9 protein-coding genes and 1 pseudogene are annotated in these 12,630 nt (G+C 72.9%); 7 read left to right on the forward strand and 3 right to left on the reverse strand.

Going from position 1 to position 12,630, the window contains the following annotated elements; all coding sequences use genetic code 11:
* Positions 1-130: 130 nt before the first annotated feature.
* Positions 131-1,330 (reverse strand): 4-hydroxyphenylpyruvate dioxygenase, encoded by a 1,200-nt coding sequence (gene hppD / locus DKT69_RS25075; RefSeq protein ID WP_109803964.1) that lies wholly within the window; start codon positions 1,328-1,330, stop codon positions 131-133.
* A gap of 139 nt (positions 1,331-1,469) precedes the next feature.
* On the opposite strand from hppD, the gene DKT69_RS25080 reads away from it, so the two are divergent.
* The 5 genes from DKT69_RS25080 to DKT69_RS25100 all read left to right on the forward strand — a co-directional run bounded on the left by DKT69_RS25080 (position 1,470) and on the right by DKT69_RS25100 (position 9,913).
* A complete protein-coding gene (locus DKT69_RS25080) occupies positions 1,470-1,973 on the forward strand; it encodes an Lrp/AsnC family transcriptional regulator (protein ID WP_109803965.1) in 504 nt (167 codons plus the stop codon).
* Positions 1,974-2,096: 123 nt separating this feature from the next.
* A complete protein-coding gene (locus DKT69_RS25085) occupies positions 2,097-3,491 on the forward strand; it encodes an outer membrane protein assembly factor BamB family protein (protein ID WP_109803972.1) in 1,395 nt (464 codons plus the stop codon).
* 67 nt (positions 3,492-3,558) lie between these two features.
* On the forward strand, positions 3,559-5,226 hold the full coding sequence (locus DKT69_RS25090; protein WP_109803966.1) for a fumarate hydratase: 1,668 nt from the start codon (positions 3,559-3,561) through the stop codon (positions 5,224-5,226).
* Between the two features lie 260 nt (positions 5,227-5,486).
* Positions 5,487-8,468, forward strand: coding sequence for an AfsR/SARP family transcriptional regulator (locus DKT69_RS25095; protein WP_109803967.1), 2,982 nt, complete (start codon positions 5,487-5,489; stop codon positions 8,466-8,468).
* Between the two features lie 35 nt (positions 8,469-8,503).
* Positions 8,504-9,913 (forward strand): class II fumarate hydratase, encoded by a 1,410-nt coding sequence (locus tag DKT69_RS25100; protein ID WP_201749847.1) that lies wholly within the window; start codon positions 8,504-8,506, stop codon positions 9,911-9,913.
* An 86-nt stretch (positions 9,914-9,999) separates the two neighbouring features.
* On the opposite strand, the gene DKT69_RS25105 is transcribed toward DKT69_RS25100, so the two are convergent.
* Positions 10,000-10,545, reverse strand: a complete 546-nt coding sequence (locus DKT69_RS25105; protein WP_109803969.1) for a CGNR zinc finger domain-containing protein — start codon at positions 10,543-10,545, stop codon at positions 10,000-10,002.
* 85 nt (positions 10,546-10,630) lie between these two features.
* Here DKT69_RS25105 and DKT69_RS25110 point away from each other — a divergent pair, with 85 nt between their 5' ends.
* Together DKT69_RS25110 and DKT69_RS25115 are read left to right on the forward strand one after the other, a co-directional pair.
* Complete coding sequence (locus tag DKT69_RS25110) at positions 10,631-11,596, forward strand: EamA family transporter (RefSeq protein WP_109803970.1); 966 nt, start codon at positions 10,631-10,633, stop codon at positions 11,594-11,596.
* Between the two features lie 2 nt (positions 11,597-11,598).
* Complete coding sequence (locus tag DKT69_RS25115; RefSeq protein WP_109803971.1) at positions 11,599-12,333, forward strand: HAD family hydrolase; 735 nt, start codon at positions 11,599-11,601, stop codon at positions 12,331-12,333.
* Positions 12,334-12,440: 107 nt separating this feature from the next.
* Here the strand turns inward: DKT69_RS25115 and DKT69_RS25120 are convergent.
* A pseudogene (locus DKT69_RS25120) lies at positions 12,441-12,630 on the reverse strand (IclR family transcriptional regulator); the annotation flags it as partial.

The following is a 12,630-nucleotide window of genomic DNA, read 5'->3' on the forward strand; positions in this document are numbered from 1 at the left end:
GGTGTGCTGCCCCGGCACGGCGTACCGCAGGGGGGCGGCGCCGGTGGGCGGTGCGAAGCCGCCGCCCGCGGGCGGGGGCCCGGCGGGCGGCGGCGTGCTGTTCGGGGAAGGCTGCGTCACGCCGACAGTGTTACAGGTTGCCGCGCGCTTCCTGCTCCCGCTCGATGGCCTCGAACAGGGCCTTGAAGTTGCCCTTGCCGAAGCCGAGCGAGCCGTGCCGCTCGATCAGCTCGAAGAAGACGGTCGGCCGGTCCTGCACCGGCTTGGTGAAGATCTGGAGCAGGTAGCCGTCCTCGTCCCGGTCGACCAGGATCTTGCGGGCCTTCAGCTCCTCGATCGGCACCCGCACCTTGCCGATCCGGGCGCGCAGCTCCGGGTCGTCGTAGTACGAGTCCGGGGTGTCGAGGAACTCGACGCCCGCGGCGCGCATGGCGTCGACGCTGGCCAGGATGTCGTTGGTCGCCACGGCGATGTGCTGGGCGCCCGGGCCCTGGTAGAACTCCAGGTACTCGTCGATCTGCGACTTCTTGCGGGCGATGGCCGGCTCGTTCAGCGGGAACTTCACCTTGCGGGTGCCGCTGGCGACGACCTTGCTCATCAGCGCCGAGTAGTCGGTGGCGATGTCGTCGCCGATGAACTCCGCCATGTTGCTGAAGCCCATGACGCGCTTGTAGAACTCCACCCACTCGTCCATCTTGCCGAGCTCGACGTTGCCGACCACGTGGTCGACCGCCTGGAAGAAGCGCTTCGGCTGGATGCCGGCGTCGATCATCGGCTGCCGGTCCACGATCGCGCCGCGGGCCACGAAGCCGGGCAGGAACGGGCCGGTGTAGCGGGACCGGTCGACCAGGGTGTGCCGGGTGTCGCCGTACGCGGCGATGGCCGCCAGCCGGACGATGCCGTGCTCGTCGCTCACGTCGTGCGGCTCGACCAGGCCGGTCGCGCCCTGCGCGGTGGCGTGCGCGTACGCGGCGTCGACGTCCGGCACCTCCAGCGCGATGTCGGAGACGCCGTCGCTGTGCTTGGCGACGTGCTCGGCGCCCTCGGCGTCGGGGCGGACCGCGCCGGTCAGCACGAACCGGGCCGAGCCGCTGGTCAGCACGTACTGGGCGTGGTCCCGGTAGCCCTGCTCCGGCCCCCGGTACGCCACGCAGGTCATGCCGAACGCGGTGGAGTAGTAGTGCGCGGCCTGCTTGGCGTTGCCGACCAGGAAGTGCACGTGGTCGAGGCCCTTGACCGGGAACGGGTCGCGGCTGATGTCGTGGTCGACGGCGCCGACGAGCGCGTCGACGTCGACCTCGTCCGTCGGTCGGTCGATCGCCTGGGTCATGGTGGCCTCCCTTGCGTACCGGCCGGCCTCGTGGGCCGCCGTTGGTTGCTCCTGTGGCGAGGATCGCTGCGTGCCGCCTGGTTGGGCAACCCTTCGCCGAAATGCTGGTCAGGTTGCGCATTCGGTAGGGTGTTACCCCATGAACGCTGGTCAGGATGTACAGCTCGACGACCTGGACGTGCGGTTGATCGAACTGCTCGCCGCGGAGCCCCGGATCGGGGTGCTGGAGTGCTCCCGGCGGCTCGGGGTGGCCCGGGGCACCGTCCAGGCCCGGCTGGACAAGCTGGTCGAGCGGGGGGTGATCGGCGGCTTCGGGCCGGACATCTCCCCGGCCGCGATCGGCTTCGGGGTGACCAGCTTCGTCACCCTGGAGATCAGCCAACGGCACGGGCACGACCCGGTCACCGCGCACCTGGCCGCCATCCCCGAGGTGCTGGAGGCGCACACCATCACCGGCTCCAGTGACCTGCTCTGCCGCATCGTGGCCCGCTCGAACACCGACCTCCAGCGGGTGATCGACCAGATCGTCTCCTCGGCGGGCATCACCCGCGCCTCCACGATCATCGCCCTGGCCGAGCAGATCCCGTACCGCGCGCTGCCCCTCGTCCGCTCGGCCGTGCGCGGGGGCCCGTCCGGCGCATGACACGGCGGCGGGCGAAGAAAGCGCGGCGACACGGCACTGCGGGGGGTCGGGCGGCCGGTGATCGTCGCTACCGTGTGCGGTGTGAAGGGCCTTGGCGTACGCGGCTGGTTGCTGCTGGGGCTCATCACCGTGGTCGTGCTCGCCTCGACCGGGGTGTGGAACCCGTTCCCGGCCATGTGGGACTGGGTCGACCGGAGCCAGCCGATCTCCGAGCCGGACGTGGTCTGGCAGCAGCGGGTCGGCGGCACCCCGAAGAGCGTCACCATCGCCGCCGACACCGTCATCGTCGAGCAGCGCACCCGGGTGGAGGCGCGCAGCCTGGCCACCGGCACCCAGCTCTGGGAGCACAAGGCGGACTGGTCCGCGGTGGCCGGCGGCGACCGGGACCCGGTCGTCGCCGTGGGCAGGCTGCTGGTCAAGGGGTACGAGCTGCTCGACCCCACCACCGGGGCGGTACGCCGCCGGGACGGCGACGCGGTGGCGGTCTGGACGTACCGCAACGCGATCCTCGACGTCCGCTGCGTCGAGCCCACCGACTGCACGCTGAGCGCCTGGGACCCGCGTGGCACCCGGCCACTGTGGACCGCCTTCCTGCCCGGCGTGCACAGCGGCCTGCTCGCCGACAACCCGGACCTGCTCGGCACCCGCCGGCTCACCGCGCCGCGCATCGACGGCGGGGTGGCCGGCCCGGAGTCCGTCCCGCCGCTGCTCGGCTTCCCGGTCGACGGGCGGGTGCACGTGGTGGACACCGCCACCGGCCGGGTGCTGCAGAACGTCCAGCCCGGCCGGGAGGAACGGCTGGCGGTGATCGGTGGCCGGCTGCTGCGGATCACCGCGACCTCCCGCGACGGCACCTGCTACTTCACCGTCGCCGCCCAGGACCCGGCCACCGGGCAGGAGGTGTGGCGGCGCGCCGGGCTGAACCTGCGCACCGCCGACTACGCCGGGTGCGTGCAGCGGGAGGACCCCCAGGGCGCCCGCAACGTGCTGATCGGGGTCGGCCCGGACGGCCGGGAGGCGGTGCTCGACGGGTACGACGGCCGGCTGCTCCAGGTCGGCGGCGACGGGGAGAAGCTGCTCGCCGTCGACGACCGGTACGCGCTGGTGCGCAGCGCCGACAAGCGGTCCGTCCTCGGCCGGGAGCTGTCGGTGGACCGGACCAGATGGACCCGGGCCGCCGGTGGCAAGAGCGGCGCGGCGCTCACCCCGTATGCGGCGGTGATCGCCGAGGAGAAGCCGTCCCGGCTGATCGCGGTCGACCCGCGTACCGGCCGCGAGCTGGCGGTCCTGCGGACCTCGGCCAACGCCCTGGCGGTCGGCCGCACCGGCATGATCATCGGGGAGGGGCGGGAGATCGGGTACGTCCGCTGGGGCGCCGGCAGCTCCGTGCCGCCCCCGCCGGAGGAGGGCGGCAGCCTCCCGGGCCCGAACCCGGGCGGCACCTGGCAACCCCCGTCCGACGAGGGCAGTTGCGGCCCGAAGCGGGAACTCTGCGCCGGGGCCGACGGCAGCCGGTGAGAGCGGCGTCCCAGGACCCACCCGGCGGGTGCCACCGATCGACCGGCCTGCCCTAGGCTTTTCGTCCATGAGCAGTGCCGCCGCGTTCTCGTACGCCCCCTTGCTGCCAACCGGTCCCGACCAGACGGAATACCGCCTGGTCACCGACGAGGGCGTCGATGTCGTCAACGGCCCGGGGGGCCGTCGATTCCTCACCGTGGAACCGTCCGCGCTGACCGCGCTGACCGCCGAGGCGATGCACGACATCGCCCACTTCCTCCGTCCGGCGCACCTGGCCCAGCTCCGGTCGATCATCGACGACCCGGCGGCCTCGCCGAACGACCGGTTCGTCGCGCTGGACCTGCTGCGCAACGCCAACATCGCGGCCGGCGGGGTGCTGCCGATGTGCCAGGACACCGGCACCGCGATCGTGATGGGCAAGCGTGGCCGGCACGTCCTCACCGACGGCGCCGACGCGGAGGCCATCTCCCGCGGCGTCTACCAGGCGTACACGAAGCTGAACCTGCGCTACTCCCAGCTCGCCCCGCTGACCATGTGGGACGAGCGGAACACCGGCAGCAACCTGCCCGCCCAGGTGGAGCTCTACGCCGAGGACCCGGACGGGCACCCCGACGCGTACAAGTTCCTCTTCATGGCCAAGGGCGGCGGCTCGGCCAACAAGTCGTACCTCTACCAGGAGACCAAGGCGCTGCTGAACCCGACGCGGATGATGCAGTTCCTGGAGGAGAAGCTGCGGCTGATCGGCACCTCGGCCTGCCCGCCGTACCACCTGGCCATCGTCATCGGCGGCACCTCCGCCGAGTACGCCCTGAAGACCGCCAAGTACGCCTCGGCGAAGTACCTGGACGCCCTGCCCACCGCCGGCTCGATGAGCGCGCACGGCTTCCGGGACCTGGAGCTGGAGGCCGAGGTGCTGGAGCTGACCCGCAACTTCGGCATCGGGGCGCAGTTCGGCGGGCGGTACTTCTGCCACGACGTGCGGGTGGTCCGGCTGCCCCGGCACGGCGCCTCCTGCCCGGTGGCGATCGCCGTCTCCTGTTCGGCCGACCGCCAGGCGGTCGCCAAGATCACCCCGTCGGGCGTCTGGCTGGAGCGACTCGAAACCGACCCGGCGCGCTTCCTGCCCGACGTCACCGAGACGCAGCTTGACGCGACCGAGGTGGTCCGGGTCGACCTGAACCGGCCGATGGACGAGATCCGCGCCGAGCTGTCGAAGTACCCGGTGAAGACCCGCCTGTCGCTGACCGGCCCGCTCGTCGTGGCCCGGGACATCGCCCACGCCAAGATCGCCGAGCGGCTGGACGCGGGCGAGCCGATGCCGCAGTACCTGCGCGACCACGCCGTCTACTACGCCGGCCCGGCGAAGACCCCCGAGGGCTACGCCTCCGGCTCGTTCGGCCCGACCACGGCCGGCCGGATGGACGCGTACGTGGAGAAGTTCCAAGCCGCTGGCGGCTCCCAGGTGATGCTGGCCAAGGGCAACCGGTCCGCCCAGGTGACCCGCTCCTGCCAGCAGCACGGCGGCTTCTACCTCGGCTCGATCGGCGGCCCGGCCGCCCGGCTGGCCCAGGACTGCATCAAGCACGTCGAGGTCCTGGAGTACCCGGAGCTGGGCATGGAGGCGGTCTGGAAGATCGAGGTGGAGGACTTCCCGGCCTTCATCGTGGTCGACGACAAGGGCAACGACTTCTTCGCCGAGGTCACCAAGCCGGTGCTGACGGTCGGCCGCCGCTGAGGCCCGCGGATGCGAAAGGGGCGCCGGGCAGCAGGCCCGGCGCCCCTTCGTCGTCTGGTGCCCATTCGACATCGGTGCGCCCGGGCCGGGTGATTCGGCCGGGCGCACCGCCCCCGTCGGATGTCGTCACCGACAACCCGGCACGAGTGTCGACTCCGCCGCTGTCGATTCGCTATCACATCGCTATCGCCTGCGCGGGGCGATCAGTTACCGGCGGGTTACGCTGCTGGAATTTCCACAGACGGGGTGCGGGGGCGCAGATGCGGTTCGGGATCCTGGGACCCTTGCGGGTCGGCGGTGGTGAAGCCACCGTCACCGCAGGCCGGGACCGGGTCGTGCTCGCCATGCTGCTCCTGCGCGCCGGTCGGGTGGTCTCCTCCGAGGAGCTGGTCGACGCGGTCTGGGAGGAGCAACCCCCGGCCACCGCCCGGGCCCAGCTCCAGATCTGCGTGTCGCGATTGCGACAGCGCCTCGCCGCACTCGGACTGCCGCCGGAGATCATCGTCACCGACCCGGTCGGGTACGGCGTCCGGACCGAGCCGGCCGACCTGGACGCCGAGGTCTTCGCCCGGGAGGTCGAGGCCGCCCGGGCCGCCGTCGCCGCCGGGCAGCCGACCGAGGGGCGCCGGCACTACCGGGCCGCGCTCGCCCTCTGGCGCGGCCCGGCGCTGAGCGGCATCCCGAGCCGGAGCGTGCGCCGGCGTGCCCAGCTGCTCGACGAGCAGCGGCTCTCCGTGCTGGAGGAGTGCGTCGACGTCGAGTTGCGGCTGCGACAAGCCGCCGACCTGATCGACGAGCTGACCGAGAGCATCGACCAGAATCCGCTGCGGGAGCGGCTGCGGGGCCAGTTGATGCTCGCCCTCTCCGCGGTCGGTCGGCAGGCCGACGCCCTCGGCGTCTACCGGGAGGGTCGCCGGATCTACGCCCAGGAACTGGGGATCGAGCCCGGCGGGGCGTTGCAGGAGCTGCACCAGCGGGTGCTCGCGGGTGATCTGGCCCTGACGGGATCCGGGGAGGCGCCCGTCGCGGCGGTCCGCTGCCTGCCCCGGGCGATCAATGACTTCACCGGCCGGCAGCAGGCGGTGGCCCGGCTGGTGCAGGAGATCGAGGAGGACGCGGTCCGGATCCAGCAGATCGACGGCATGGCGGGCAGCGGCAAGACGACCCTCGCGGTGCACGTCGCCACCGCCCTGGCACCGCGCTACCCGGACGCGCAGCTCTTCATCGACCTGCACGGGCACAGCGAACGCACCCCGCTGACGCCGGCCGCGGCGGTCGCCACGCTGCTGCGTCAGCTCGGCGTGCCGGCGGAACGGGTGCCGCTCGACCTGGACGACCGGCTGGCGCTCTGGCGTACCGAGCTGGCCGGCCGGCGGGCGCTGGTGGTGCTCGACAACGCGGCCAGCACCGCGCAGGTGATGCCGCTGCTGCCGAACGGGCCGGACTGTCTGGTGCTGATCACGAGCCGTCGCCGGCTGGTCGGACTGGACGAGGGCCGGCCCTCGTCCCTGCCGGTGCTCGACGCCGACGAGGCCGTGCAGCTGCTGGGTCGGGTCGCCGGCGAGGAGCGGGTGGCCGCCGAGCCGGAGGCCGCCGCCGAGGTGGTCCGCCGCTGCGGTCACCTGCCGTTGGCCATCCGCCTGGCCGGCGCCAGGTTGGCGCACCGGCCCCGCTGGCGGATCGCCGACCTGGCTGACCGGCTGGCCTCGAGTCGTGACCAGCTGGCGGAGTTCGTGGCCGGGGAGCGCTCGGTGGGGCAGGCCTTCACCCTGTCGTACGCCCAGGTCTCGCCGTCGGCTCAGCGGGTGTTCCGGCTGCTCGGCCTGCATCCGGGCGTACGGTTCGACACTCCCGTGGCCGCCGCCCTCGCGGAGCTTTCCCTGCCCGAGGTGCAGGACGTGCTCGAGGAGCTGGTCGACGTGCACCTGGCCGAGGAGGTGGAGCCGGGCCGGTACCGGCTGCACGACCTGATCCGGGAGTACGCCCGCGGGCTGCTGGCCGACCCCGAGCGGGCTGACGAGCGCCAGGCCGCCCTGCGCCGGCTGCTCGACCATCACCTGGACTCCGCCGCCGCGATCGCCTGGAGGATCGAGTCGGCGGCCAGCCGCAACTCCCTGCGACTCACCGCGCCCGCCCGGCCGGACCTGGTCGCGGCCGCCATTCCAAATGGGCTTGGCTGGTTCGAGGAGAACCGGGCCACGCTGACCGCTCTCGTGCGGTTGGCCGAGGCGGAGGGCCTGCCGCGGCACTGCTGGCAACTCGCGCGGGCCTGCTGGCGAGCCAACTTCGACGGCGGGCACCTGGACGAGCTGATCGAGACGCACACGATCGGGCTCCGCGTCGCCGAAGGGCTGGGCGACGATCCGGCGGCGGCCGTGATGTTGAATTACCTCTCCTCGGCGTACTACCGGTTGGCCCGGTTCCCCGAGGCGATCCGGTTGATGGAGGTGGCGCTCGGCCTGCGCCGCCGGCTCGGGCTGGGCCGGGAGGTACGCAGCACGCTGTGGAACCTCGCCGCCTCCTACGCCGCCAACGGTGACTACCGTCTTGCCAAGGAGAACTTCGACGCCGCCCTGGCCCTGATCGGCGGTCCGGACGAGTCCAACGAGCTGACGAACCTGCTGAACAACTTCAGCTTCGCTCTGCTCAACTGGGGCCGATACGACGACGCCCTGCGCACCGGCCGACAGCTTCTCCTGCTGGCCCGCCAGACCAACGACATCCGGCAACTGGCGCACGGGGTCGCGAACGTGGGGATGACCCGGCACCGGATGGGCGACGCCGGGCCGGCCCGCCGGTTGCTGCGGGCGGCGCTGTACCTCAAGCGCAAGTCGGGTAGCCGCGCCGGCGTGGGCGAGTTGCTCAACGAACTGGGCATGATCGAGCAGGAGGAGTCTCGTCCCGCACGGGCCGCCGTCCTGCACCAGGAGGCGCTGGTGGCGATGAGCGACGCGGGTGACCGGATCGGGCAGTGCGCCTCGCGGAACCTGCTGGCCCGGGCCATGCTCCACCAGGGGGACGCGGCCAGTGCGCTGGACCTGCACCGCCGGGTGCTCACCGACGCCACCCGGCTGGGCGTCCGCTATGAGCAGGCCCGGGCGCTGGACGGGATCGCCCGCTGTCTGCGGGACACCGATCCGGCCGCCGCCCGGTCGCACTGGCTCCGGGCGTTGACGCTGTTCCGGCAGGTCGAGTCGCCGGACCGGCACGAGGTGGAGCGGCTGATCGCCGCGCTGGACTGAGCGATCATCTGCGAGCCCGCGACGGGCGCGGCAGGATGGTACGCGTGACGACTCCAGAGGCAGCGGGCTACCGGATCGAACGCGACTCGATGGGCGAGGTGGAGGTGCCCGCCGAGGCGCTGTGGCGGGCGCAGACCCAGCGCGCGGTGCAGAACTTCCCGATCTCCGGCCGGGGCCTGGAACCGGCCCAGATCAAGGCGCTGGCCCAGATCAAGGGCGCCGCCGCCCAGGTGAACGGCGAGCTGGGCGTGATCGACGCGGAGGTGGCCGAGGCGATCGCCACCGCCGCCGCGCATGTGGCCGCCGGCGGGTACGACGACCAGTTCCCGGTGGACATTTTCCAGACCGGCTCCGGCACCTCGTCCAACATGAACACCAACGAGGTGATCGCGACCCTGGCCAGCCGGGAGTTGGGTCGCCCCGTGCACCCGAACGACGACGTCAACGCCTCGCAGTCCAGCAACGACGTCTTTCCCACGTCGATCCACCTGGCCGCCACCCAGTTCGTGGTGGAGGATCTGATCCCCTCGCTCCGGCACCTGGCTGGGGCGCTGGAGGAGAAGGCGGTCGAGTTCGAGACGGTGGTCAAGGCCGGGCGGACCCACCTGATGGACGCCACTCCGGTCACTCTCGGGCAGGAGTTCGGTGGCTACGCCGCGCAGGTCCGCTACGGCGTCGAGCGGCTGGAGGCGGCGCTGCCCCGGCTGGCCGAGCTGCCGCTGGGCGGCACCGCCGTGGGCACCGGCATCAACACCCCGCTCGGCTTCGCGGCGGCGGTGATCGAGCGGCTGCGCGCCTCGACCGGCCTGCCGCTGACCGAGGCGCGCAACCACTTCGAGGCGCAGGGCGCCCGGGACGCGCTGGTGGAGACCTCCGGCCAGCTCCGTACCGTCGCGGTGGGGCTGTACAAGATGGCCAACGACATCCGCTGGATGGGCTCCGGTCCCCGGGCAGGCCTGCGCGAGCTGCGCATCCCCGACCTCCAGCCCGGCTCGTCGATCATGCCCGGCAAGGTGAACCCGGTGGTCGCGGAGGCGATGCGGCAGGTCTGCGCGCAGGTGATCGGCAACGACGCGACGGTGGCCTTCGCCGGCTCGCAGGGCGACTTCGAGCTGAACGTGATGCTCCCGGTGATGGGCCGCAACCTGCTGGAGTCGATCCGGCTGCTGGCCGCGTCGAGCCGGCTCTTCGCGGACCGCCTGGTGGTCGGCCTGGTCGCGGACGCCGAGGTCTGTCTCGCGTACGCGGAGGGCTCGCCGTCGATCGTCACCCCGCTCAACCGCCATCTCGGGTACGACGAGGCCGCCTCGATCGCCAAGGAGGCGCTGGCGAAGCAGATCTCCATCCGCGAGGTGGTCATCGCCCGCGGCCACGTCGACTCCGGCAAGCTCTCCGAGACCCAGCTGGACGAGGCCCTCGACCTGCTCCGGATGACCCATCCCTGACCGCTTGATCCACGCCGGATGCGGGAGGTCGCGGTTTCCGGCCCCCGGGACACCGCCACCTGCCGCAGACCGGGTGAATCACGCGGTCAGGAGCGGGTCGCGGCCTTGCGGGCGCGGTAGGCGCTGACGGCGGCCCGGTTGCCGCATCCGGCGTCGCAGAACCGGCGGGACCGGTTCTTGGACAGGTCGACCAGGACGTTGTCGCAGTCCGGGTGGTCGCAGATCCGCAGCCGGCTCAGCTCGCCGCTGCGGACCAGGTCGGCCAGCGCCATCGCCGCCTCGACGGCCATCCGGATCGCCAGCGGCGCGTCGCGCGGCACGGCGTGCAGGTGGTACGGCTGGTCGTCGTGCCGGATGAGCTGCGGCAGGGCGTTCGACTCGCGGAGCAGCCCGTTGACGATCGCCACCACCTCGTCGGGGTCCGCGTGCCAGATCCGGCGCAGCCGCGGCCGGAGGTCGCGGACCGACCGCAGCTCCGCCTCGGTGTGTTCGTGCCGGCCGGTCCAGGAGTGCGCGGTGAAGAAGTCGTCCAGGGCGGCCACGTCGGGCAGCCCTTCCCGATCGGGGCCGGCGGTGTTGACCAACGCCGCCGTGGCGGTCAGCCCGCATTCGGTGTCATGGGCGAAGAGCAACTTGACTCCTGTCAGGGTGCCAGCCTAGCGTCATGAGCGTAACCCAGTTGAGTCATGACCGGCCGGCGGGCCAAGGAGTGTACCGATGCGTGAACGGCCCGGAGTCGGCCTCGGCCTGGCCCTGCTCTCCGCTCTCACCTTCGCCACTTCGGGCACCTTCGCCCGCCCACTGATCACCGGGGACTGGTCGGCCGAGGCGGTGGTGGTGGCCCGGGTCGGCATCGCCGCGCTGGTCCTCGCCGTGCCGGCCCTGCTGGCCCTGCGCGGCCGGTGGGACGTGCTGCGCCGCAACGCCGGCACCGTCGTCGTGTTCGGACTGCTCGGCGTGGCCCTCGCCCAGGCGTGCTTCTTCAACGCGGTCCGCTACCTGCCGGTCGGCGTCGCGCTGCTGCTGGAATACCTGGGCATCGTCCTCGTGGTCGGCTGGATGTGGCTGGTCCACGGCCAGCGGCCCCGGGCGCTGACCGTGGCGGGATCGGTGACCGCCCTGTGCGGGCTGGTGTTCGTGCTGGACCTGGCCGGCGCCAGCCGGCTCGACCCGGTCGGGGTGCTCTGGGGGCTGGGCGCCGGGGTCGGGCTGGCCGGCTACTTCGTGATCGCCGGCCACGTCGACGACCGCCTGCCGTCGGTGGTGATGGCCAGCGGCGGGATGGCCGTCGGCGCCCTGGTCCTGCTCCTGCTCGGCGCGGTCGGGGTGCTGCCGCTGCGGGCCGGCCTCGCCGACGTCAGCTTCGCCGGGCACCGCATGAGCTGGCTGGTGCCCATCGCCGGCCTGTCGCTGATCGCCGCGGTGGTCGCGTACCTCACCGGGATCGCCGGGGCGCGGCTGCTCGGGGCGCGGCTGTCGTCGTTCGTCGGGCTGACCGAGGTGATGTTCGCCGTGCTCATCGCCTGGCTGGTGCTGAACGAACTGCCGACCGTCGTCCAGCTCGTCGGCGGCGCGTTGATCGTCGCCGGCGTCGCCGTGGTCCGCGTCGACGAGCTGCGCGCCACGCCCGAGCCGGAGCGGCCCGGGCACCCGGCCGAGCCGGCCCTGGCCACCGAGCGGTGAGCATGCCGCCACCCCGTCCGGCGGCAGCCGGCGAACCGCCCCTCGACCCGCCGACCGCCGTCGTCTTCGACGCCGACGAGACCCTGCTCGACCTGCGCCCGGCGGTCACCGGCGCGCTGGTCGCCGTACTGGAGGAGATGCGGCGGCGGACCCCGGCGGCCGCCGCGGTCCGGCTCGCGGACCTGGAGGCGGACTGGGGTGCCGTGTTCGGCGCGCTCAGCGCCGCACCGGTGCAGGAGATCCGGCGGGCCGCGCTGGCCCGGTCGCTCGCCCGGGCCGGGCTCGACCACCACCTCGACGAGTTGGCCGCCCTCTTCTTCGCCCGGCGCTTCGCGCTGACCCGACCGTTCCCCGACGCGCTGCCGGCGCTCGCCGCGTTGCGGCGGCGCCACCTGCTCGGCTTCGCCACCAACGGCAACAGCCGCGCCGAACGCTGCGGGCTCGCCGGCGAGTTCTCCTTCGAGCTCTACGCGCACGAGAACGGCCTGCCGAAGAAGCCGGCGCCCGAGTTCTACGCCGCGGTGGTGGCGGCCGCCGGGCTGCCCCCTGACCGGATCGTGTACGTGGGGGACTCGCCGGAACACGACGTGGCCGCGGCGCAGCGGGCGGGACTCCGGGCGGTCTGGCTGAACCGACCCGGGCTGCCCCGACCGCCCGGCCTCGCTCCGGACACCGAGGTGTCCACCCTGGCCGCCCTGCCCGAGGTGTTGGCCCGTCTCGTGCCGGCGAAAGCCTGACCCGGCGTTCACGGTCGGGCACGCACGCCTTTTCGGCGACATGGCGGCATCTGGGCGCACTGATACCGCCACGTCGCCGAGGTGTCGGCCAGCGAGCACCCGCTCCGTCAGCCGAGGGCGGTGGCGATGGTGGTGGCGGCGGTGGTGACCTGGGGGCCGACGACCTCGACGTCGAGCGGCGCCAGCGATACCACGCCGACGCTCGCCTCCAGCCCGGGCACGCCGAGCACCGGCGCGGCCACCCCGTACGCCCCGGACTGCAGCTCCCCGCTGGTGCTCACCGGGCCGGCGGCCGCG

The sequence above is a fragment of the Micromonospora sicca genome, assembly GCF_003172935.1.
Classification (GTDB): domain Bacteria; phylum Actinomycetota; class Actinomycetes; order Mycobacteriales; family Micromonosporaceae; genus Micromonospora; species Micromonospora sicca.